Source organism: Bacterioplanoides pacificum (assembly GCF_042648445.1).
In the GTDB taxonomy this organism is placed as follows: domain Bacteria; phylum Pseudomonadota; class Gammaproteobacteria; order Pseudomonadales; family Oceanobacteraceae; genus Bacterioplanoides; species Bacterioplanoides pacificum.
The window spans coordinates 171,635-195,000 of sequence record NZ_JBHRYB010000014.1 but is presented as its reverse complement, the minus strand read 5'-3'; the positions used below and the strand labels follow the sequence as shown (position 1 = coordinate 195,000).

General features: G+C 44.4%; 26 protein-coding genes. 13 read left to right on the top strand and 13 right to left on the bottom strand.

The window, feature by feature from the left end; all coding sequences use genetic code 11:
- Positions 1-850: 850 nt before the first annotated feature.
- Genes ACFOMG_RS14930 through ACFOMG_RS14895 form a run of 8 tightly spaced genes read right to left on the bottom strand, consistent with a single transcriptional unit; the run spans position 851 to position 11,390 of the window.
- Positions 851-4,009 carry an efflux RND transporter permease subunit gene (locus ACFOMG_RS14930; protein WP_376867775.1) on the bottom strand — a complete coding sequence of 1,053 codons (3,159 nt, stop codon included), beginning with the start codon at positions 4,007-4,009 and terminating at the stop codon, positions 851-853.
- 22 nt (positions 4,010-4,031) lie between these two features.
- Positions 4,032-5,798, bottom strand: a complete 1,767-nt coding sequence (locus ACFOMG_RS14925; RefSeq protein ID WP_376867774.1) for an efflux RND transporter periplasmic adaptor subunit — start codon at positions 5,796-5,798, stop codon at positions 4,032-4,034.
- Positions 5,798-7,210: a TolC family protein gene (locus tag ACFOMG_RS14920; protein ID WP_376867772.1), complete on the bottom strand. Its 1,413-nt coding sequence runs from the start codon at positions 7,208-7,210 to the stop codon at positions 5,798-5,800. Before ACFOMG_RS14920 ends, ACFOMG_RS14925 begins: the two co-directional genes overlap by 1 nt.
- Complete coding sequence (locus tag ACFOMG_RS14915) at positions 7,210-7,722, bottom strand: DUF411 domain-containing protein (RefSeq protein ID WP_449237032.1); 513 nt, start codon at positions 7,720-7,722, stop codon at positions 7,210-7,212. Before ACFOMG_RS14915 ends, ACFOMG_RS14920 begins: the two co-directional genes overlap by 1 nt.
- A 55-nt stretch (positions 7,723-7,777) precedes the next feature.
- Positions 7,778-8,353, bottom strand: a complete 576-nt coding sequence (locus ACFOMG_RS14910) for a c-type cytochrome (protein ID WP_376867770.1) — start codon at positions 8,351-8,353, stop codon at positions 7,778-7,780.
- A 22-nt stretch (positions 8,354-8,375) separates the two neighbouring features.
- Entirely contained in the window at positions 8,376-8,672 is a 297-nt protein-coding gene (locus ACFOMG_RS14905; protein WP_376867768.1) for a hypothetical protein, read from the bottom strand.
- A gap of 46 nt (positions 8,673-8,718) precedes the next feature.
- Positions 8,719-9,603, bottom strand: a complete 885-nt coding sequence (locus tag ACFOMG_RS14900; protein ID WP_376867766.1) for a copper resistance protein B — start codon at positions 9,601-9,603, stop codon at positions 8,719-8,721.
- On the bottom strand, positions 9,600-11,390 hold the full coding sequence (locus tag ACFOMG_RS14895; RefSeq protein WP_376867764.1) for a copper resistance system multicopper oxidase: 1,791 nt from the start codon (positions 11,388-11,390) through the stop codon (positions 9,600-9,602). The genes ACFOMG_RS14900 and ACFOMG_RS14895 overlap by 4 nt, the downstream gene beginning before the upstream one ends.
- Positions 11,391-11,555: 165 nt before the next feature.
- On the opposite strand from ACFOMG_RS14895, the gene ACFOMG_RS14890 reads away from it, so the two are divergent.
- From ACFOMG_RS14890 to ACFOMG_RS14880, 3 genes are all read left to right on the top strand, one after another.
- Complete coding sequence (locus tag ACFOMG_RS14890; protein WP_376867763.1) at positions 11,556-12,245, top strand: heavy metal response regulator transcription factor; 690 nt, start codon at positions 11,556-11,558, stop codon at positions 12,243-12,245.
- Positions 12,232-13,650: a heavy metal sensor histidine kinase gene (locus ACFOMG_RS14885; protein WP_376867762.1), complete on the top strand. Its 1,419-nt coding sequence runs from the start codon at positions 12,232-12,234 to the stop codon at positions 13,648-13,650. Before ACFOMG_RS14890 ends, ACFOMG_RS14885 begins: the two co-directional genes overlap by 14 nt.
- Before the next feature lie 603 nt (positions 13,651-14,253).
- Positions 14,254-15,210 (top strand): DUF932 domain-containing protein, encoded by a 957-nt coding sequence (locus tag ACFOMG_RS14880; RefSeq protein ID WP_376867761.1) that lies wholly within the window; start codon positions 14,254-14,256, stop codon positions 15,208-15,210.
- A 15-nt stretch (positions 15,211-15,225) separates the two neighbouring features.
- Here the strand turns inward: ACFOMG_RS14880 and ACFOMG_RS14875 are convergent, their stop codons facing one another.
- Positions 15,226-15,468 carry a helix-turn-helix domain-containing protein gene (locus ACFOMG_RS14875; protein ID WP_376867760.1) on the bottom strand — a complete coding sequence of 81 codons (243 nt, stop codon included), beginning with the start codon at positions 15,466-15,468 and terminating at the stop codon, positions 15,226-15,228.
- Between the two features lie 120 nt (positions 15,469-15,588).
- Between ACFOMG_RS14875 and ACFOMG_RS14870 the strand changes: the two genes are divergently transcribed.
- On the top strand, positions 15,589-15,915 hold the full coding sequence (locus tag ACFOMG_RS14870) for a hypothetical protein (protein ID WP_376867759.1): 327 nt from the start codon (positions 15,589-15,591) through the stop codon (positions 15,913-15,915).
- Positions 15,916-16,010: 95 nt separating this feature from the next.
- Here the strand turns inward: ACFOMG_RS14870 and ACFOMG_RS14865 are convergent, their stop codons facing one another.
- The 4 genes from ACFOMG_RS14865 to ACFOMG_RS14850 form a co-directional block, all read right to left on the bottom strand.
- Entirely contained in the window at positions 16,011-16,199 is a 189-nt protein-coding gene (locus tag ACFOMG_RS14865; protein WP_376867757.1) for a helix-turn-helix transcriptional regulator, read from the bottom strand.
- Positions 16,200-16,259: 60 nt separating this feature from the next.
- A complete protein-coding gene (locus ACFOMG_RS14860) occupies positions 16,260-16,916 on the bottom strand; it encodes an inovirus Gp2 family protein (RefSeq protein WP_376867755.1) in 657 nt (218 codons plus the stop codon).
- A gap of 331 nt (positions 16,917-17,247) precedes the next feature.
- Positions 17,248-17,997 carry a hypothetical protein gene (locus tag ACFOMG_RS14855; protein WP_376867754.1) on the bottom strand — a complete coding sequence of 250 codons (750 nt, stop codon included), beginning with the start codon at positions 17,995-17,997 and terminating at the stop codon, positions 17,248-17,250.
- 356 nt (positions 17,998-18,353) lie between these two features.
- Positions 18,354-18,524, bottom strand: a complete 171-nt coding sequence (locus ACFOMG_RS14850) for a helix-turn-helix transcriptional regulator (protein ID WP_376867753.1) — start codon at positions 18,522-18,524, stop codon at positions 18,354-18,356.
- Between the two features lie 197 nt (positions 18,525-18,721).
- Here ACFOMG_RS14850 and ACFOMG_RS14845 point away from each other — a divergent pair, with 197 nt between their 5' ends.
- The 9 genes from ACFOMG_RS14845 to ACFOMG_RS14805 all read left to right on the top strand — a co-directional run bounded on the left by ACFOMG_RS14845 (position 18,722) and on the right by ACFOMG_RS14805 (position 23,361).
- Positions 18,722-18,967: a type II toxin-antitoxin system HigB family toxin gene (locus ACFOMG_RS14845; protein ID WP_449237031.1), complete on the top strand. Its 246-nt coding sequence runs from the start codon at positions 18,722-18,724 to the stop codon at positions 18,965-18,967.
- 17 nt (positions 18,968-18,984) lie between these two features.
- Complete coding sequence (locus ACFOMG_RS14840; RefSeq protein ID WP_376867750.1) at positions 18,985-19,353, top strand: helix-turn-helix domain-containing protein; 369 nt, start codon at positions 18,985-18,987, stop codon at positions 19,351-19,353.
- Positions 19,346-19,858 carry a TOTE conflict system archaeo-eukaryotic primase domain-containing protein gene (locus ACFOMG_RS14835; protein WP_376867749.1) on the top strand — a complete coding sequence of 171 codons (513 nt, stop codon included), beginning with the start codon at positions 19,346-19,348 and terminating at the stop codon, positions 19,856-19,858. Before ACFOMG_RS14840 ends, ACFOMG_RS14835 begins: the two co-directional genes overlap by 8 nt.
- Positions 19,789-20,601, top strand: a complete 813-nt coding sequence (locus ACFOMG_RS14830; protein ID WP_376867747.1) for a DEAD/DEAH box helicase — start codon at positions 19,789-19,791, stop codon at positions 20,599-20,601. The genes ACFOMG_RS14835 and ACFOMG_RS14830 overlap by 70 nt, the downstream gene beginning before the upstream one ends.
- Before the next feature lie 327 nt (positions 20,602-20,928).
- On the top strand, positions 20,929-21,171 hold the full coding sequence (locus tag ACFOMG_RS14825; RefSeq protein WP_376867745.1) for a hypothetical protein: 243 nt from the start codon (positions 20,929-20,931) through the stop codon (positions 21,169-21,171).
- Between the two features lie 21 nt (positions 21,172-21,192).
- Complete coding sequence (locus tag ACFOMG_RS14820; RefSeq protein WP_376867743.1) at positions 21,193-21,741, top strand: DUF2971 domain-containing protein; 549 nt, start codon at positions 21,193-21,195, stop codon at positions 21,739-21,741.
- Positions 21,742-21,758: 17 nt separating this feature from the next.
- Complete coding sequence (locus ACFOMG_RS14815; protein WP_376867741.1) at positions 21,759-22,088, top strand: hypothetical protein; 330 nt, start codon at positions 21,759-21,761, stop codon at positions 22,086-22,088.
- Between the two features lie 12 nt (positions 22,089-22,100).
- Positions 22,101-22,832: a DUF2971 domain-containing protein gene (locus ACFOMG_RS14810; protein ID WP_376867739.1), complete on the top strand. Its 732-nt coding sequence runs from the start codon at positions 22,101-22,103 to the stop codon at positions 22,830-22,832.
- A gap of 124 nt (positions 22,833-22,956) precedes the next feature.
- A complete protein-coding gene (locus ACFOMG_RS14805) occupies positions 22,957-23,361 on the top strand; it encodes a ribonucleotide reductase subunit alpha (RefSeq protein WP_376867737.1) in 405 nt (134 codons plus the stop codon).
- The last annotated feature ends 5 nt before the right edge of the window (positions 23,362-23,366 follow it).

The following is a 23,366-nucleotide window of genomic DNA, read 5'->3' as shown; positions in this document are numbered from 1 at the left end:
TGATGGGATTGTTAGACTCAAGCATAGAGAGTTTCCTTTGTGTTTGATTTTGATTCGACACCAACATCAAAACGGGAAACTCTCTTCTTTTCAAATCGAAGTGTCAGATCAGGTCTGAACTAATACACTATAACCGATTACTGTAATTGAGTTAGAAGCTAACCTTTAACAATTCCTACCTTATCTGACGCCCCTACCTGGTGGCGTCGAACTATTAATTCTACGATATATTTATATCTTCTCAACTCCACCCAAAGCATCATTCCTTCAGCCACGACAAGCTGTTAACAACAACCTCTTTTATAAGTTCACTTTCCAACCGATTTAAAATTACCGTTATCACCTAAGACCACTTCTTAATTCTTTTCCATCCACCTATATTTTCGTACCAACTAAGAAATCTCCTGAAGATACGAAAACAATATATTCCCAACAGCCTGTACCAATTGCGTATTTGTTATCGGAATCTGCATCATCCAATCCGTGGGATACGATCTAAGCTTTTAACCTGTCGTTGCAGAGCAGGGTTATGCAAGAAAATATCTACATCAATAGTGAGATTTATACGAAATTAACAAAAAATTAAGAGCAAGTAGAAATTCGCCGAATATAGATTATTAGCAACATCACTCAGCCGTTTAGAAAATGGTCTTCGTAGACTGCTATGGTCTTAAACGGATATTTCATTAATAATGACGTGGCTGCTATATATTAAAATATGTCTTAGATTTTAGATTATGCAGAGGATTCAGGAATAAAAGCTTCCCTATACTTTGTCATAGGAGAAAATAAAGGGAAACTTTTTTGAAAGCAGTGAGCTCGGGTATTAAGAAATACCCGAGTGGATGGGTTAGCTCGATTGTTCTTTGTTAAATGACTTTACTTCAGTCCTTTTTACGATTGAATAAATCGCTGGCAACACGATAAGAGTTAATATCACTGCACTGGTCATTCCCCCTACCATGGGTGCAGCAATACGACTCATCACTTCCGATCCAGTCCCTGTACCATATAAAATAGGTAACAATCCGATGATAATAGTGGCAACAGTCATCATCACAGGCCTCACACGCAAACCAGCACCATGTAATAGCGCTGCTTGATATTCAGCATCTGATATCGAACGCTCCTCCCTTTTTGCTTCATCTTTAAGTTCTTCTAGTGCCTGATTTAAATAAACCAGCATTATCACGCCAATTTCAACCGCAACTCCGGCTAGCGCGATAAAACCTACACCAACAGCAACGGAAAAGTTAAATCCTTCTAAATACATCAGCCACAATCCACCAATCATGGCCATTGGTAACGTAACAATAATAATAGCCACTTCACTGATTGCCCTGAAGTTTAAATAAAGCAAAATAACAATGATGGCGAGAGTTAAAGGAAGCACGTAAGTGAGTTTCTCTTTTGCTCGTTCCATATACTCGTACTGTCCGGCCCAGGAAATTGAATAACCCGCTGGCAAGTCCAGATTGTTCGTCAGGTGCTCCTTCGCATTCTCTACGTAGGTCCCAACATCAACACCATCGATATCAATAAAGCTCCAACCGTTAATGCGAGCGTTTTCACTTTTAATTCCCGGAGGGCCATTTTCAACCCGGATATCAGCTACGTCACCGAGTGCAATACGTTGACCTTTCGGCGTCACAACCGGTAGTCGTGACAACTGCTCAGGGGAGTCTCGATAATCCTGTGGATATCGTAGGTTAACCGGATACCGTTCCTGACCTTCCACGGTCTGGGTTACGTTCATCCCTCCTATGGCGGTAGATACAACTTGCTGAACATCTTCAATATTTAAACCGAAACGGCTGGCTTTATCCCGGGATATGTCAACCTTGATATAACGCCCACCAGCGACTCGCTCAGAGTAAACTGAGGCGGTGCCATCAACCTGAGGCAACAGTTGTTCGATTTGCTGCCCTATTTCCTGGATTTTAGCCAGATCTGGCCCAGCAACCTTAATTCCTACAGGGGTTTTTATACCAGTAGCCAACATATCAATTCTTGTTTTAATTGGCATAACCCAGGCGTTGGTTAATCCAGGGAATTTAACCAGTTTATCAAACTCAGCCTTTAGCGAGTACGTTGTAACGCCGTCACGCCACTGTTCTTTTGGTTTCAGCTGGATAAAAGTTTCAATCATAGTCAAAGGTGCCGGATCAGTTGCCGTTTCTGCGCGCCCAACCTTACCGAATACATTTTCTACCTCAGGAACAGTACGGATAAGTTTATCCGTTTGTTGCAGTAGCTCTCTGGCCTTACCGATAGAAATCCCCGGATAAGTTGTAGGCATGTACATCAGATCACCCTCATCAAGTGGAGGGATAAATTCACTACCAATTTTATCAACCGGCCAGAAGCCCACGACTGTAACTAAGATGGCGGCTATGATCGTCGCAATAGGAAACTGCATAACTCGCTTTAGAACCGGCATATAAACTGCGATTAGTAAACGGTTTAAAGGGTTTTTCTTCTCAGAAATAACCTTTCCTCGGATAAAATAGCCCATCAGAACAGGGACTAAAGTAATTGCCAGGCCAGCAGATGCCGCCATGGCGTAAGTTTTTGTATATGCCAGGGGCGAGAACATCCGGCCTTCTTGTGCTTCCAGAATGAAAACTGGTAAGAAGGAAACAGTAATGATTAGCAAACTAAAGAACAGAGCAGGTCCCACTTCGCTGGCTGCCTTTGCAACGACTTCCCAGCGATTTTTATCGGTCAGAGGTATGCCTTTTTTATTCAGAGTCTCCATATGCTTATGCATATTCTCAATCATCACAATTGCACCATCAGTCATTGCTCCAATGGCAATTGCAATACCACCCAAGGACATGATGTTAGCGTTTATCCCTTGCATATACATGATGATAAACGATACCAAAATCCCTAATGGTAAGGTTACAACCGCGACAATCGATGAACGTAAATGAAACAAAAATGCGACACAGACAAGCGCAACTACCGCTAACTCTTCCAGTAGCTTACTCCAGAGATTATCGACGGCACGATCAATCAATTTGGATCTGTCATAAACCGATACAACCTCAACTCCTTCTGGCAAAGAAGATTTAAGAGATTCTAATTTTTCTTTTACACCCTTGATGGTTTGCTGTGCATTCTCGCCAAAGCGCATAACAACCACACCACCAACAACTTCACCTTCACCATTTAATTCGGCAATTCCTCGGCGCATTTGTGGGCCAAGATTGATATCCGCCACGTCACCAATACGCAATGGCGTTCCCTGATCATTAATACCAAGTGGTATTTTCTCAATATCCTTAACAGATTGGATGTAACCGGTGGCAGTAACCATATATTCAGCTTCTGCCATTTCAACAACCGAGGCACCTGTTTCTCTATTTCCTCGTTTCAATGCCATTTGAATGTGACTGAGCGGTACATTGTAGGCTCTGAGTTTATCGGGATCGACCTGAACCTGATACTGTTTGACCATGCCACCAACCGCTGCCACCTCAGAAACACCGGGTACGGTTTGTAATTCGTACTTCAGAAACCAATCCTGAATACTGCGTAACTGGCTTAAATCATGCTTTCCCGTTTTATCCGTCAGTGCATAAATATAAACCCAACCAACTCCGGTAGCATCGGGTCCCAATTGGGGTTTGGCTGATCCAGGTAAGCTGGATGCCACCTGGCTTAAATATTCTAATACCCGGCTTCTCGCCCAATAAAGGTCCGTGTCATCATCAAAGATTATGTAGACGTACGAGTCACCAAAAAATGAGTATCCACGAACCGTCTGGGCTCCGGGCACAGAGAGCATAGCGGTAGTCATTGGAAACGTGACTTGATCCTGAACAACCTGAGGAGATTGCCCCGGATAGCTGGTTTTAATAATCACCTGCACATCTGACAAATCAGGAATAGCATCAACAGGTGTCTTCTTTAAGGAATATAATCCCCCAAAAGTAACGATCAGGGTAATTAATACTACAAAGAAACGGTTGCTTACCGACCATCGGATTATAGATTCAATCATAACAAAACTTCTCTATATCTTATTAATGGCCACTGTGATCCGAATGATCAGCGGCGTCTTTTCCCTGCTTATCAGAACCCATATCAGAGGTATCTAAAGAAATTTCAGTAATGACAAAATCATCCCGTACTTCAAAGGTGAATATAACTTTGTCTCCTGCAGCAAAGTCAGAAATATCGATGCCTTCTGCGAGAGTAAAATCCATCGTCGCTTCAGGCCTGTTCCATTTTTCGATTGGGCCACGAGTGATATTTAAACTTTGGTTTGTGGCACTTATCAAATTAACTATGCCTGCTACGGTTGCTGAGGAAACTTCAGGTTCTGACATAATATGAATACCCGTGACTTCATAATCATTCTCGTCAGTTTTACTCACTTCGAAATGCAGTGATTGACCAGCTTCTAAAGCAGCAATATCAACACGATTGGATACACTAAAATCCATAGTCATAGATGGCCAATCCCAGGCTTCAGCCGGGCCATGTGAAATATTGGCCATACGGTGTTCGGTCATAACACTGTTGACCTGTCCTTCCATCCAAACCGATTCAGGAACTTCCTCATGCGTCATTCGCTTAAAATCCGAACTTTTACTGGATTCGGAATCAATAAGAAACTGAGCTGACGTCACAACAGTATCTGCTTCGCTAAGGCCATCTAAAATTTCAATACTGTTCAGATCTACCCGGCCTATTGTTACCGCGACAGATTTAAACTGACCATCACCCAGAGCAAGTACTACCCGGTCTTGTTTGCCAGTTCGGATGACAGCTTCTTTAGGTACCAGAATTGCGTTATTTGCCTGATTAGCGTGAATTGATATCTGGGCGAACATATTCGGCTTTAATTGGTAGTCTGGGTTATCAAATTTCAATCTCACACGAAGTGTTCTCGTTTTGTTGTTTAGCGTTGGATATACGTAATCCACTACGCCTGCCCACTCCTGTCCCGGAAGGTAATCAAGTGTCATTGAAACGGGAAGGCCCTCTTTTATAAGAGCTGAGTCACGCTCAAATACTTCAGCTTCGACCCATACCTGATCCAGCTTTCCTATGCTCAGCAATGTATTTCCTGGTTTTACAAAGAACCCTTCGCGGATTTTCAGGCCATCAACCACGCCTGACTGCGGTGAATAGAAAGTAATGCTCTGCTGGACTTTCTGGCTTTGATACAACTGATCAATAAATTTATCAGATAGCTGTAATGCCCTTAAACGATCCTTAGCGGCCTTAATCAAAGGTTTATTATTTCGATTAATTGCGATAAGCAATTCTTCCTGTGCATTCACAAGCTGGGGCGAATATAGCGTATATAGCGGCTGGCCCTTGTCTACCGGATTGCCAGCAGCTTTGACATATAGCTTCTCAATCCAACCATCGACACGAGGGTGAATATGAACTAACTGATCTTCATCGTATTGAACATAACCTACCGTCGATATATTTGTATGGATGTTTTTCAGTTCAACCGGCGAGGTTCGAACACCAAGGTTATTAACAACATGAGGAGAGATCTTTACCGCACCAGGTCCAAAACCATCACTTGAAGAGTCCTCTTCGTACACAGGCACCAGATCCATCCCCATCGGAGACTTGCCAGGTTCATCTCTGCGATAATTTGAATCCATTGGCGCAACCCAATAGAGTGGTTTTTTCTCTCCGGATGCGTCGCCTGCTCCATTAGAGCCCGAAGGTACTTTTATTACGCTTAATATACCTGCACCAAGAAATGCCCCCAGAACAGCCGCAACAACTAATTTTAATCGTGATTCTTTTGTGTTCTCAGACATTATTTACCTCCAAAATCCTGACTGGTGCCTTTATTAATATTGCTATAGCCGTCTGCTGATGCTATTGCGAAAAAGTAGTTGATCCGGGCTATTGTTTTCAGCACTTCAACATCGATTTTTAATGCCGAAATGCGGGTATTCAGCTCAGCGATTCTGGCTCTGACAACTTCTGAGAAATCACCATCATCATTGGTATAAGCTGTTAACGTTACTTCTGCCTGTTCATAGGACTTGGTCAATAACTGGTCGTTATACAGAGATTGTCGCTGCAATAAACGGTTGAGTTTTTTTATCTCTCGCTCGACTGCGCTGATCATTTTTTTTATGAGTAGCAATTTTTCTGTTTTTACAGATTCAGTCTCAGCAATCGACGCTGCAACCTGCTTATCTTGTCTATTGCCCGTGAACAAAGGCAGATCAAAAGAGATACCGACTGAAAACAAGTCGGCACGTTCCTGTCCTGAAGGCATGTCATCCCGATAGCTGTAACTGGCATTCACCCCCCACTGAGGCTTATATTGCTGTTTGGCAAGATCAACCCCTTTTTCAGACACTCGTTCCTTAATATCAATGGCTAATATTGCTGGATGATCTGAAAACTCCTGAGCTAACCTGCTTCTGAAATGTTTACCTGGTGGTAATATTGATGGGTTATCCAGTTCAATTTCTGGCAGATGATCTGAGGTTAAAAACGTTTGGGGTTGTCGGTCAAAGTCAAAGGCACCTTCCAAATTACTGTTATCAAATACATGTAACCATTCATTCAGCCGGGCGATTGTCGATTCAAGTTTTTGTTTCTGCGTCGTAAGACGATCTTCTAACTGCACTATCTCCAATTGGGCTCTGATAACATCTTGCTGTCTCGTTTTTCCTAGCGCAGTGGAATAACTCGCCTTAGCAACCTCAACCATTTGCTCAAATAATTGCCAATCCGACTCAATGAGATGTATCGTTTTTTGAGCAAGATAAGCTTCAAGCCAAAGCTCAGACACCATTACTTTCAATTTTTCCTTTCGATCAGCCCGCAGGAATGGAAATTCAGATGCCTTGATTTTTAGCTGACTTTCTTTTAATTCCAGAGTATTACCTCTAGGGAACATTTGGGTGACACCAACTTTGAATTGAGTCATACCCTCCTGATCAAACTCCCATGAGTCCGTTGGCAGGTTCATCATGCTTATGGAAATTTTGGGATCGGGCAAGGTGCTTGATGCGATACTGCGATGATTTGCTGCCTCCTGCTTTAGCTGACTACTATAAAGCCAGGGGTCATTTTTCTGGGCGATACTGATAGCCTGCTCTAAAGAAATCACTTGTTGAGCATGTACCGACAATACGGACATGCTAACCATCACCCCCAAAGACAGCTTCGCCAGGAACAGTGACCTTGGAATGGCAAATAAGAGCTTCATCAGAACTGGTCCTCATACGTATTAATCTCAGCATAGACCTTACTACTTCCATCTTTCAGAAGCAGTAACACCTGATAAGGCATAAACTTATCACCCACTTCCATTCCAGGTGAGCCAACAGGCATCGCGGGGACAGAAAGCCCAATAGCGTTTGAATTGCTTTCAGAGAGGAACTGGTGAATTAATTTTGCCGGAACATGCCCTTCAAAGGTATATCCATCGCTTGATACTGCGGTATGGCAAGATCTGAAGTTTTGTTTGATACCATACTTATCTTTGATTGCACTGATTTTTTTAGTCTCTTTTGAGGTGACATCAATCCCTTCATTTTCAATGTGTTTAACCCATTTTTTACAGCAACCACATGCAGGGTGTTTATATACCAATAATTCAGGCGTTCCAGGCTGGTATTGATTACTTTCAGCAAGTACAGATAGTGGAAACAACAATATCATTAATGTCAGTTTGACTAATTTTTGCATTATCTCGGCCTTTAAAATAATTAATTTCATTTTTATCTTATTCACTACATCAGTATGAAAGCATCAGGTCCATAGTCAGCTTATTTCACTGATCTTCCTGACCTCTTGCTGTTAATATCTGATATTGCTCTTTTGTCAGCGACGGTAGCCTTTGTAAAAAAGACACCATATTCCAAATACGTTCGTCACTATGAGTTGGTCCCCACGCAGGCATTCCTGAGGCTTTAATTCCGTGTTTTATTATCCAGAATTGTCGTTGTATTTCTGCGTCCTTGCCATGCTCGTCACTGCCACTGCTATGTTCATGTCCATGATCTTGAGGTGCTTCGGTCAGGTTTGGTGGAGATGGGTAAAGACCAATCGTAAAGTCACTCTCTTTTACCTCCGGCTCAAGATGACAGCCCGCACACATATCATTGTAGTCAGCCCCGCCAGCTAATAGTCGGTCTGATGTATTCAGATCATCCGGTACCTGGATATTACTCGCAGCACGAGCGATGGAACGTTCGCGCAAAGTTTCTAACATCCAGTAACTCAGTTTGTTATGAGGCACATCAGCCCCCATTGGATATAGGCCTGAGTATATAAACAGCCCCCCGCCTATCAGGCCAACAGCCGAAATAATGAACATGCTTTTAATAAAGGCTGTAAAAGTAGGCATGGGAGCTCCTTATATATTCGGATTAGTGTTTGTGGCCAGAATGCTGTTTTTCTGACTGTTTTTTGGAGGCATCAACTGAACTGTTGTGATTCATACCCTTCATGCCATTACCATGGCCCATATGTTTCATACACTGCTTCATCATGGCCTGCATAACCGGATCATTCTTATTCATTCGTTTGTGATCCATATCCTTCATTGCTGCGCAATCCGGGCTTTCTGCATTTTTCATATGTTCTTTGGGATCATGGGCCTGGGCCGAAAATGTCATGCTCAAAGCAGTTAAAACGAAAGCCGGAATCAGAATTTTATTTTTCATAGGTTTTTCCTCTAAGGGTTATGTGATGTTTTTAACGTGCTGATGATTAGAACCAGAATCTAAGCCCGATGGAGGCCTGAGTTTCTGATCGGCTCTCTCCATCAGCCTGGCGATAATCAGCTGTATCGCCAAAAGTGTTCGACTGCTCTACCCCAATATAAGGGGCGAACTGACGATTGAATTCGTATCGAAGACGTAAGCCGAGAGACATGTCTGATAAACCTGAGCCAATGCCATTATCGGAATCATCCCTGCCATAGATATTCAACTCAGCACGGGGTTGCAGAATCAAACGCTGAGTCATTAATAATTCGTATTCCGCCTCAGCAGACAAAGCAGTCCGCCCGCCGTCGTCCAGATACGCAGTAACATCCAGCTCAAACCAGTAAGGTGCTAATCCCTGTACTCCCAAAGCCAACCATTGACGACCTTTGCCCTCTTTATATTGGTCAAACCGGATACCGAACTGGGTATCAAAATTAGCGTTTAATGCATGACCCCAGAGCAGATCGGTAGAGCTTTCTTCCAAGGCCCCATCTTTAATATCGCCTTCGGCTTTGACCACAAACCGATCGAAGGTCACTCCGTACCAGGCCTGAAGGTCGTAAGTAGTGCTTTCACTGTCTTCCAGATATTCAAAACGATTGCCCATTACAGCCCAGAAAGCATGTTCGTCAGCCAGTTTTAGTTGCCGGGGACCCGATTGCGCATACGGCCCTTCGGTCAAGGTAAAGCCATCTGAGTAGGCGTGTGGATCCCGAGCATTGGCTGGGGCACTTCCCCCCTGCATCTGACTCATTTTGTGATGCTGGGGACCAACATCCCCAGCCATGTCCATTTGCGCTACGGCATGATTGATCGGTAAACCACTGGCAGTAAGAACCACTGCTGTTAACAGGTTTAAGCTCTTTATTTTCATGACTTTTTTCATGACACCACTACCTCACGAAACATGCCTGCGTCCATATGAAACAATAAATGACAATGCCAGGCCCAACGCCCCAAATCATGAGGTGTTGTAAGGAAACTGATACGCTGTGCTGGCTGAACAGGTATTGTGTGGCGGCGCACACGGAGTTCGCCCTGATCCGTTTCCAACTCACTCCACATACCGTGTAAATGCATCGGGTGAGTCATCATCGTATCGTTTTGCAGAATGATTCTGACACGCTCGTTCTGGCGTAAAGATACTGGCGTACTTTTGCCGAACTCGAGTCCGTCAAATGACCAGCTGTAACGCTCCATATTGCCAGTAAGATGGAGCTCTAACTCCCTTACCGGGGTTCGATAATCATCAATAACACCGTCAATTGATTTTAAATCTGCCAGGGTTAGCACACGGTGGCCGACTGGCCTTAGCCCTTTCTTACTTAAATCCCGCAGGCCAATACCAGGGTCATTCAGTTTCGTGCTGGGGGTGTCGACTCGCATATCCACAGATGCACCGTACTCTGTACGTGCGTGTTGTACTGTACCTGATGGCTTGCTGAGATCGTGCTTAATTTCCTGCGTATCCTGAGAACTGTGCTGGCTATGATTCATGGCCATGCCACTCATGCCTTTGTGATTCATAGAACCCATCATGTCGGCCATAGTCAGCCACTCGACGGGGTCAACTGACGGCACCGGGGCAGATAACCCCTGGCGGGTCGCTAAGGTACCCAATGCATAACCGCTGCGATCCATGCTTTGTGCGAAGAGCGTATAAGCATCATTCTGAGGTTCGACCATCACATCATAGGTTTCCCCCGGGCCAAAACGGAATTCATCGACAGTGACCGGCTCCACATCCTGACCATCTGCCTGGATAACTGTCATCCTGAGGCCTGGAATGCGCACATCATAAAAGCTGTTACTGGCAGCATTGATAAAACGAAGACGTACACGTTCACCAGGCTTAAACAGCCCCGTCCAGTTACCTGCCGGTGTCGTGCCATTCATCAGATAGGTCATGGTGGCAGCGGATAAATCGGCAAGGTCGGTTGGATTCATACGCATCCGGTTCCACATCTGACGTTTTTCCAGAGCCGATTGCAGCCCCATATCCGAAACATCACGAGTAAAGTCGAAAAAAGTAGGCTGGCTTAAGTTGTATACATCGCTTTGTACTTTCAATTTACTGAAAACACTCATCGGATCTTCGTCTGTCCAGTCAGACAGCTGAATTACATGATCCTGATCTGATTGATGTTTTTCTCCGGTACGCGGCTCAACAATCAATGCACCATACATACCCGTCATTTCCTGAAAGCCAGAATGACTGTGATACCAGTAGGTGCCGCTTTGGCGTAACTTGAATCGATAGACAAAGGTTTCCCCTGGCGCAATCCCTTTAAAGCTGATACCCGGCACACCATCCATCTCATAGGGCAATAAAATGCCATGCCAGTGGATTGATGTCGGAACGGACAGCTTGTTAGTCACACGAATTGTTACTTCATCCCCCTCACGTAAACGCAGAGTTGGCGCGGGAACAGAGCCATTGATCGTTGTCGCCATACGAACGGCACCAGTAAAGTTCACTGGCATCTCAGCAACAACAAGATCAATCTCACGACCTCTGAGAACCGGGATTGAATCAGAAGAAGCTGATGCTTTACTGCCCGCATGAACCCAGGAAGGAAGAGCAGCTAACAATCCGCCTGCAGCAATCCCCTGGACAAACGTACGGCGGTTGAGATGGGTAGGCGAAAGTGCCTTTGTATCAGTGTTTATCAAAGCTAGCCTCCTAGCGCATGTTAAAGGAGCGTTGTAGTCTTTCCTTTATAATGAATAAGAGGTACTGTCAGAGAGATTACGCCCACATTACAAGAATGTAATGAAGAGGTAATCTTGATGATCCCTGGCCTTTATATAGTGGGGCTTGTAAAAAGGAGTGGTTAAATGCGCTTATTGGTCGTCGAAGACGAAATAAAAACCGGGGATTACTTAAAAACCGGTCTATCAGAATCTGGGTTTATGGTAACACTGATTCGTAACGGGTTAGATGCTCATCACCTAGCTATGACAGAAGATTTTGACCTGTTAATTCTTGATGTAATGTTGCCAGATATTGATGGTTGGCGAATCCTGCAGTCTATTCGTGAAGCTGGAAAAAATACTCCTGTGCTATTTCTGACGGCTCGGGATAGTGTCGAAGATCGAGTGAAAGGTTTAGAGCTCGGAGCAGACGACTATTTAATAAAGCCTTTCGCTTTTACCGAACTTTTAGCCCGGGTTCGGACGCTACTGCGCAGAAACTCGCTTCAACTGGCAGACGATAAACTTTCCATAGCAGACCTGACAATAGACATACCGCGCAGACGCGTACATAGGGGAGGAAAGAAAATCAGCCTGAGTAACAAGGAGTTTTGTTTATTAGAATTACTTGCCAGGAGAGAAGGCGAAGTACTTCCCAGGTCTTTAATTGCCTCACAAGTCTGGGATATGAACTTCGATTCAGATACAAATGTCATTGATGTTGCTATCAGACGTTTACGAGCCAAAGTAGATGATGACTTTTCCACAAAGTTAATTCATACCATTCGTGGAATGGGATACAAACTAGAGTTAGAAAATAATGAAAACTCCTAAGTTTCCAGTATTAAGCCCCTCATTTTCCCTTACAAACAGGGTTATGCTGTTTGTTGCAATGTCAACGACCATCAGTTTGCTCATTATAGGGATTTCTATAAAAAGTGCTGTATCCCACCACTTTAAGCAACAGGATGCGGAAGAACTTGAAGTTATTACCAAAGCGGTCATAAAGTCTTTTACGCAAATCGAAAGCAAGGAATCTTCACAAGCAAAACTGGATAATGCAATAACTGGCCACCACGGAGTATATTTTCAAATATGGAATGAAAATAAAGACCTTTTATACGGGCCAGAAGCTTTAAGATCGAGAGAGCAGGTTTTTGCTACTAATGCTAAAGAAACCATCCAAATAGCTCATCTGGAACAGTGGGAAAAAGACGGGCACGTTTATAGAGGAATAACCACCAGCTTCTCTGATAAGGGTAAACAGTATAGGGTCGCTGCCGCTATAGACATGGGATTTCATGTTCATTTTTTAGACGGGTTTAGTTATACATTGTGGATAGTAATGGCGTTAGCTGGCGTATTAACTCTTTTAGCTGGATGGCTTGGCGTTCACCAAGGCCTGGCACCACTTAGAACGCTAGGCGATGCCATGCAGAAAGTTAACCCTGACAAGTTAGATGTCTACATGAATACTGATGATGTTCCTGAAGAACTGGTAGGGTTAGTTAAATCATTTAACTTAATGACAAGTCGCCTGAAAGAAAGCTTCGAAAAGTTAACCAACTTTTCTTCAGATATCGCTCACGAATTAAGAACACCTTTAGCTAATATAATTACTCAGACTCAAGTTGGATTAGGAAAACACCGAGATCTAGAAGAGTATAAAGAACTGCTTTACTCCAATCTTGAAGAGATGGAGAGGCTCGCAAAAATGATCAATGAAATGCTTTGGATAGCAAAGAGCGATAACGGACTTATTACAATAGAAAAATCTCAGATTAATTTGCACCAAGAAGTCAGCACAATAAAGGATTTCTTCGAAGCACTTCTGGAAGAAAATGAAATAACATTATCATTTCAAATGGATGCCCCTTCTCTGGAATTTGATCGGGCTATGCTACAACGTACGCTTTCAAACCTGATCTCAAATGCAATACGATACACAGAGCCAGGAAACACAATTGCTATTAAATCCTGGGAAACATTGGAATCCATATATATAGCAGTAGAGAACCCTGGCTCTGATATACCTGCAGAATATCTTCCAAAACTTTTTGACAGATTCTATCGCATCGATCCATCACGCCAAAAAGGAACCGAAGGAACAGGCCTTGGCCTATCAATAGTCAGGGCGATTGTGGTAGCTCATGGTGGCTCTATTAATGCAACTTCTGGAGATGGGCTAACTTCATTTGTTATGAATTTTCCGAAGCCATATATAGAGAAGCGAGGATAACACCTGACACATGCAGCATATTGACTGGTACTAATGTTTTCTTGATTGTTTATCCATCCCCTTCCCAGAATCCGTTGATAAAAGTTCAACATTACCTGCACCTTTCGGTATAGCTATTGTTTCTTCGCTACCCTCCCTTCTACAGGCCGAAAAACCGTGTTCTACGATCTTTGAGTTCTACATTACTTTTCTGAGCAGGAGTCGAGTCCGACTTCATCAAAACATAGAAAGGTAATTCAAAATGATCATTCATTGTCCATTATGTAAATCAGATGCAGTAATAACCAAAAACACAGGCCGTAAGACCGGCGGAACCGTCGGTACAGTTGCAGGAGCTGCTGGTGGAGCTGCGGCCTCATATTCAGGAGCACAAGCAGGCGCTACAGCCGGAATGGTAGCTGGCCCGATTGGCGCCCTGCTCGGGGGTATTGCCGGAGCCGTTATCGGTGGCCTAGTTGGCGGCACCGCTGGCGGAGTAACCGGCTCAACTCTTGGGAAGAGTGTTGATGAAAACATTCTCGATAACCACCTATGCACTAAGTGCGGTCATGAGTTCAGTTCTAATTCTTAATTCCTTACAACCGTATATTAGAGGTAGCTAATATGTCTCATTTAGTAGAAAGCATGGCATACGTGGGCGACATGCCCTGGCATAAACTTGGCTCTCGCCTGGAGAAAGGCATGCCACTAGAGGTTTGGGCTGATAAAGCAGGTTTAAACTGGGAAATTAATCGAAGTCCTGTGATGTTCGATACAGGCCAAGAAAAAGAAAGTTTACTTTCGTTCGAAGATAAATCGGTTCTTTACCGATCCGACACTGGCAATGCACTGTCTGTAGTAGGACAACGGTATAACGTCGTACAGCCTCGTGAGATCTTAGAGTTCTACAAAGACCTCACAGAAGTATCTGGTTTTGAGTTAGAAACCGCTGGCGTATTGAAGGGAGGTAAGAAAATATGGGCTCTAGCCCGTACAGGCCAGTCCACCAGCTTAAAGGGGAACGACACTAGCAATGGCTATGTATTACTGGCAACCGCGTGCGATGGCTCCATGGCCACCACAGCTCAGTTCACTAGTGTACGTGTGGTTTGTAATAACACACTGGCGATCTCGATCTCTCAGGACAAGGAAGGCGCGGTTAAGATTCCCCATAGCACTAGCTTCGACCCGGAAGCCATTAAAAAGCAACTGGGTATATCAGTATCGTCCTGGGACACCTTTATGTATCAGATGAAGATACTCAGCGAGCGGAAGGTATCATTGAAAGAAGCACGTAGCTTTTATCATGAGGTTCTTATACCGCCACATAATCTAGGAAACGATAATGCGGGGGTTAAATCGATAGCAAAAGCGATCAGCCTATATGAAGGCAATGGCCGGGGTTCTCAACTGGAATCTTCACGCCACACCGCCTATGGCCTACTCAATTCCATTACCGAATTCGTAGACCACGAGAAACGTGCAATAACTGCTGAACACAGGATGGATTCTGCCTGGTTTGGGCATGGAGCCACCACTAAGAAAAAAGCGCTCGATGCAGCTCTATCCTTGGTAGCTTAGGCTATTCGATCAACCTCAAGCAGTTCGCTCCATCACTTCTTTAAGCCCTTCAAGGGGATCAACCCCAAGAGCTTCGCAGTACTGGATGAACTCAACAACATCCAAGCGTCTTTCTCCCTGCTCAGTCTTACCGACGAATGAGTGAGGAGTATCAAGTTTTTCAGCTAGATCCCTCATGGTCATTCCGTGTTTCTCACGAACCGACTTAAGCCAGGTGGTTAGACGCTGATGTTCTGGACTGTTTAATGACTTATGCATTGTTCCTATTCTAGGTACGCGATACCATGTACCCGTTTTAGGAACAAGCTGTATACAAACGACACTCAGCTCAGTACTAACTCCAATTCACAGTCACCACATACCCAATAAGGAAGACAAATGAACAAATTAATTATCAGCGCTTTATGCCTAACCGGGCTAACAGCCTGCTCAGAGCCAAATATTTCCATTTCTATTTACGAAAAACATGAACCTATTTTGGGGATTAGGTATGAGGAGATATGGATCAAAGCACTAGAAGATGAAGTGACAATCAACGGAGTTGTTGGCAATCGTGGCGGGTGTCGTATGCAAAATAAAAGCTACCCACACAAACTCGCTTTTGGAGAAGTATTTATACTAGGAGCGTATGAATGTGACGTACTAGAGCTAGAGGTAACGACTAACACAGGAGACTGGGCAGAAACATACGACGGATACAAGTAAGACCTCCGCTACAGCCCAGAACAGTGCGTTCAGCCAGGCTCACCATGTCGGTACATATCCATACAATCAGGATACCGTACCGACAACAATACAAATCAAGCAGCCTCATCTCTCTCCGCGACTCGCGCTAATATCCACTCCTCTACCTCACTCTCCAGCCACCCCACCGAGCGGGTACCTAAAGGGATTGGCTTTGGAAAGAAATCCTCAGAAATGTATTTGTAGATTGTAGAGCGAGCCAAAGCAGTGCAGTCCATTACTTCTTTCAGCTTTAAGATTTTCATGGTTAGTTATCTCAGTAGTCTTAACACATGAGATCAGCGCTCCATTTAAAAAAGTGCTGCTTACACTCGACTGCCCCCAAAATGCCTTGCCTGGCTACCGTATGACTTGGTAGCCACCTTTGCAAAGTAACTGACCCGATAGAACAAGTTATTGAAGTCATCCACATACGAGGGGCTACTGCTATTCAGCAGATAAGTGGAGTTGGCAGGGAAATACACTGCACCTGCAATGTCTTCAAGTCTCATCCCTAAAGCACTGGCCCAGGCCGCTCGAATACGATATGCCAAGTTCCCTTGCTCAGCCTGAAAGTTACCTAAACAGTTATAGGTATCAGCATTGAAAAGCAGTAAGACATGGTAATGAGGAGTTTCGGACGTATCTTGCTCTCTCACCCAAATGAAACGCAACGTGCAGTTATGCACTCTCTTACCCTCTCTTCTCTTAGCATTTAGGTCTGCAACAACCTGAGCTCTAAGCGATGCGATAAAGCGAGATATCACAGCAGCATCTAGTTTTTTAGCATTCGGAGGGAAACGTAAGTCAACACGTACAGCTAATGTTCTTGGATGACATTGCAAAGCTCTTCGCAAGACCTTCTCACTAGACTCGAGGTAGTTTACGACTAGAGGGCCATGCCGGGACTGTATAGGCATATCATTGAAATATGCTTCTGTAGTGATTTCTAAGCTAGAAGGGATTGTTAGCTGTATAGACATTTGTGTTTGCTCCTGCAGTTAGTTAACACACAGGTATCAGCAAGAGCATTATTTCTTGTCACACATACGAATCAGATACTTAGAGCACTAGTCAGTGCTCTAAGTATCTGATGTTAGTTGTCTCTATAAATACTAGTTATAACCGACACATAACCCCTGCTCAAAAACAGGTGTAAGCCACCATGGGTATTGAGTAGCGCTTACTTTCTAGTGTCAAAAATTACTCTGCAAATATTAAAACTAGCTTACAAAATTTGAACAAAGGGAGCTATATACAAAGCATTAATGAAAACTAAAATATTTTTTCTTTTTATTTTTAAATTATTATACCCTAGTAGTTAGTGGACACTAACGAGAAGTTTTGATCTTTCCACTCAACTGTTTGATAGCCAATGAGTATCTCGTATTCTCGTGGCAAAGTTTCTTGATGCATGCCTTTCTGCTTACGCCTTGTTCTGGAAAGCTCTTTGATAACTTTCAGCCTCTTAAGCTCATCCAAGTGCTTATTGACTGTATCCTTTCCATAGCCAGTCAAATCACCAATCTGCCTGAATGTAGTATTAGCAACATGGCCTCGATAATCAGCCATTCCATCTAAAACAATCAAAACGTACTTTAAATTGCCAGCAAGGCCCACAATTGTTCTGTGAAGAAGAAGGTCACGAAGACGCTCCATTTTATACTTCGGCACCCAATTCCCAAATTCGCTCCACTTTCCAAAATGCTCACTATCCAATGGTGAGAACGAAGAAGGATCCCACACTGTATGCCCTCCGCTTTGAGCACTGATTAAAGATGGCTCCCAATAAATATCGCCTACATGCGGCACACGCTGACAGCATTGGTAACGACCTTTAGTATAGCGCGTATAAACAGGGAGCCCTTGCACTACCTGCCCATCAATAATAAGACCTTCTTCACCTTCTAGCAGCGAATAGTGCGTGTTTACATCTGATTGATCGACTACGTATGGAGAAAAGTTTACGCCTGTCTCCAAGTCAAACGCCACTTGACCAAACGATCCCTTACCAAACAAATCGGCAGGATTCTTGTACAGTAAGAAGGTACTTTTGTCGCTCATTTATATCTCTTAACATCACGCAAAAAGCCAACTTTACCTTCCACAAGCGCTACAAGTCCAACCATCGCAATAGCAATAGATAGCTTCAAACAAATAGTTAGATACAAGGGAAGATTAAGCTCCATGAAGCAATACCAAGGAGCATCCAACCTCAATAGTTACACCATGAGTTACACTGATAAATTTCAAACACATATAAGTGTATAAATATCAACAACTTAAGATTCCAATTCAGACGACCCCATCTTGTAAATAGCCCTAATGAGCCCTCAACAGCCATTAGGGCTTTTTATTAACCCGCAGCTTTACTATCAGGAAGTTAGGGCTGATGCGGGAAGTTGCGTACTAACTCACCATCAAACAGCTTCAAAAGTACTCTTTCTTAAGCAACTGGCCTCATACTCCAACACATCCTCTCGTCTGTACCTGACTTGGCCACCCAATTTCACATAAATCGGGCCTATACCCTCTGAACGCCAGCGCTCCAGTGTCGCTTCGCTTACCTGCCATCGCTCCTGCGCATCCATGCGCCCGCGAATTTAGTGCGTCCATGCACGTCAACGATTACATAGCTCTCTTTGCGTTATAAGCGCTTGATATTCATTCATATTGATTCTCCTGTATATTTTAGTTGAGCAAGTCCCATTTTGGGACTATCATTAACTCTATGAGAATCATTGCCCTATCGACACTGAAAACTTTCTGGGAAGAAAACCCAGAGTACATGGATGCGAAAGAGTCTACGCTTGCTTGGTATCGACATACCTTAGCGGCTGACTGGAGCGCTCCAGCCGATGTTAAGCAGGATTTCAGAAATGCCAGTATCCTCAAAGATGGGCGAGTGGTTTTCAATATTGCGGGTAATAAGTACCGTTTGGTCGTATGGATCAACTATGCCTATCGCGTGGTCTATATCCGGTTCATCGGTACCCATGCGCAATACGACAAAATTGATGTGCAAACTATTTAATTGCCGGAGGAAACATTATGGACATCAAACCGATTAAAACTGATGCCGACTACCAAGCGGCATTAAAAGAAATTGAAAGCCTGATGATGGCTGGCCCTGACACACCTGAAGGCGAAAAGCTGGATGTCATGGTTACGCTTATCGAAGCTTATGAGGCCAAGCATTTCCCTATGGAACTGCCTGACCCTGTTGAAGCCATCAAGTTCGAGATGGAACGTAAAGGTTTAACAGTGAAAGACCTCGAGCCCATGATTGGTAAAAGCAACCGAGTCTATGAAATTCTCAATCACAAACGCTCGCTCACGCTAAAAATGATCTGGAAGCTGCATGAAGGTTTGGGTATTCCTGCTGAATCCTTAATCAAACCACCTCAAGCGCATGCTTAAGAGTGATGGATTTCAAAGCACAGCCGAGATTGATGCTCGGCTCGCAGAGCTTGAGCAAGAGAAAAAGCAACTTTTAGCTCTCAGAGAACAACTTCAACAACCCCCATCAAATACATCTGACTCGCCCTTATATTCACCAGAACAAAAGATTGCCATTTTTAGAGGATTGTTTCGGGGCCGAGCCGATTTTTTTGCTAACCGCTGGCAAAACAAACAAGGTCGAAGTGGTTACTCTGTTGCCTGCAATAACGAGTGGGTACAAGGGATCTGTCACAAGCCTCGCATCAAATGTCAGGACTGCAATCACCGTCAATTCACCGAGTTAAATGACCAGATCATTTATCGCCACTTAGCCGGGCAACAAGTGGTCGGTCTCTATCCTTTAATGCACGATAACACTTGCTACTTTCTTGCGGCTGATTTTGATAAAGGCCAATGGCAAGAAGAAGTGAAAGCAATGTCAAAGGCTTGCCAGAACTTCGAGCTAAATATGTACTCGGCTTGACCGCCACACCCGAACGACAGGATGGCCACCAGAAAATCATCTTTATGGCCGCAGGTCCTATTCGTCACAAGGTTAAAAGCACAACAGAAGAAAAATTTGAGCAACAAGTTGTTGTTCATCAGCTTTATGACATCCCGCCAAGGCAATTAGCCCACTCAGAAGAGCGACCAAAAATATCTGACGCTTATCGATGGATCATGGAGAATGAGGCGAGAACTCAACGAATAATCAATGATGTTTTAGCCTGCCTTGAACAATCAAAACACCCAATAGTTCTGACAGAACGCAGAGAACATGCTGAAACAATCAATGCCATGCTACTCGATAGCGATATCGATTCAGTCGTTTTAAAAGGCGCAATGCGCGCGTCTGAGCGTAAGGCCGTTGAGGAACAACTACCCACCGCGCAGGTCGTCGTTGCCACTGGTAAGTATGTGGGCGAAGGTTTTGATTTGCCAAGATTAGACACGCTGTTCTTAGCCATGCCGATTGCATGGAAAGGTTCACTGGCTCAGTATGCCGGACGTATTCACCGAGAGTCGGATGGCAAAGATCGTGTCACCATTTATGATTATGTCGATTGCTCGCTCCCTATGTTGCAGCGAATGTTCAACAAACGGGAGAAAAGCTATAAGGCAATGGGATATCAAATTTCTTTCAATGGTGAAGCGCCCGAACAAGGCCAATTGTCAACCGAGTTTCTGCTAGCTTCTGACAAACAAGGTTCCAAAGCTCCTGCGTAAGCATAGACCCGCATTGGCTTACTAAAGCAATTGAGGGACTAATTCAGTTCCTATTGAGGGAACCAAACCGGCGTCCCACGGCACCACCATATTAAAGTCCACGGACTTCCTAAAAGGCCCTTAACCACGCGGTTAAGGGCCTTTTTTGTGGCTGTTGCGCGTAGTTATTTAGTGGGTCATTTAATGACCCTTGAGTAGCAACGAAAGATAAACACTCTGGACATCTTTATCGGCTGTAATTGCATACTAAAGCGCATACAGCTGTAGTAGACTCACTGTTAAGTTAATAATCAGTACGACACCACCCCCACGGTGCCATTGGGCCTTATGGACAAGAAAGCGTTAACCGAAACGGATATCCGTACCAAATATATTACACCCGCAATCGTCAGCGGCGGGTCGGATAGTCATACCCAGATCGACGAAGCGTTCTCCGTTACCGATGGGTACATCGCCGGCAAAGTCGATGAGCTATTCGCCCTCTGCGACCAGCTGAAAGACGGCCTGCAACAAGCCAGCGAAACCGAACAACACCTGACCAACGCCACCATTGAGCAGGCGCTGAGCTGACATTACAAAGAAAAGGGCTCCATGAATACCCTCTACAAGTATATGCCCTTCCGCCAGGAATTCTTTGACAACTTCTTGGTTCGTTGCTCACAAAGAGCGGCATTGAACGACCCTTTTGAGATTCTGCCAGGCTTAAATTATTTGATTGAGTGTGAGTTTGGCATCGCTCCTCAGCCATCTGGTAGATGGGGAAAGACTCGAGAAGAGATGAGGGTGAATCTTTCAGGCGATGTAAGTGATCATGTTCGCACTTTAATGCCTTTCACAAATGAGCTAAAAAACATCGGAATTATATCTCTGACTGAGACAAGAGATAACTTACTGATGTGGTCGCACTACGGTGATAACCATCGCGGTTTGGTAATTGAATACAACATAAATCACCCATTTTTCGCATCGCTAGACGGGCACACCGAACGCTTAGATAGAGTTCGCTACCGTAAACGTAGAACAGAGGGATTGGTTCCTGATCGAAAAATCCAGAAATGGTTGATCTGTACGCTCCGCTGTTCGAGAAGTCAGATGAATGGATCTATGAAAAAGAACATCGAGTCATACGGAAGCTCGTGAACTCCGATCACATATTTGTGAACAAAGAGTTCTGGGACGAACACGCAAGTCATACACTTGATACACCGCCTCCCACTACTCATGGCGGCAAGAAGTATGAATTAACCGGACCGGCGAAACCTCTTCCAACTGCTTTACTTAACAGCTCCGAGCTCTTATGTTTTTTTAAAATACCTTTGGATGCCATAGTTTCGGTAACCTGCGGAGCTTTAATGACTGAAGATAATCTGAACATAGTAAAAACTAAAACCGAAGAGCATGGTTTTGTTTGCCAAAAAGCAACAATCGACGATGATGACTATTGTCTGCAGTTTGAAACGCTCACATCCACCGAACAACAAGATTGACCCGGAGGTTAGATGAGCGATACGCCAATACTTTTCAAATACATGCCCTACAGGAAGGAGTCCTTCGAAAATTTCTTCCTGCGCTGCACACCACGCAGTGCACTGAACGACCCGTTCGAGCTGCGGCCCTCCAACGAATATATGTTTGACCACACGTTGGATATACATGCCCAGCTAGAGATGACGCCAGAGACAGACGTCAGCAAAGAACTATTCGACTTCAACCGTAGTTTTTTAAAGCGAGCTTTCAAAAAAATAGGCATCGTCTCCTTCACTGAAACCAGCGATAACCTGCTGATGTGGAGTCATTACGCCGGCAACCACCGCGGAATCGTAGTTGCCTTCGATACCTCCCATAACTTCTTTAAAGAAGACGGTAGTAAATCCAGGCAATTAGGCCGGGTTCATTACCGCAAAGACAGAATGAAAGCCCTCCCCCAGAGACTGAAGAGCAGCTTTCATATGGCTGACAGCACCCGAATCTATTTCGAGAAGTCTGATGAATGGATCTACGAAAAGGAACATCGCCTACTCAGCGACCTGTACGCCGTCGATGCCACTTTGTGCACTTCGGACTATTACGACACGAAACTCCACTACAAGTATCCAGATTACGAACCTACGCCAGTCACGGATAACCTGGTGTCGATAGGCGATATCAAAAACGGTAATCCCCCCACTCCGATATACCCACAATGCTCCGTTGCAGATCGCCACAGCCAGCTTAGAATCTTAATTAACTGATGACCCCACAGCTGAGCTTGGGATGCAGGATTGCTGGTGTTTGTATCATCTGGATTTGAGGGTTGGTGGTACGTTTCGGCAATCGGGTCATCAGTTGTTTTATGCATTGCCACAAGGTGTTTAGATGAACATAACCTCCTACGAAGATCTGATTCTGACGGCCATGAGCCAGCCGGAACCACAACGCCTGTTATTTGTGATGGCCAGGTCTGAATTACCTGAAGGCTACAGCCAGGAACAACAGCAGAATTTTGAAAACGGCAGTGGTGGTGTGCTCAGCCCGGTGTTGTGTGTGGATAAGTTACCTGGTGAGGTGATGCATTTTCACGAACTGGTAAAGGAATCAGAACGAACCGGGCAAAACTGGGACATTACTTTTGTCAGTTCAATGGCCGGGCACGATGGTTTCCCACCTCAGGCGGAAGAAGCCGATCAGTATCTGCAGCTGATGGTCAATAAAATAACCAGCGGTATGATTGCCGAATACCTGACCTTTAACCGCAGCGGCGAACTGATCGCGCTTTACTAGCGCTC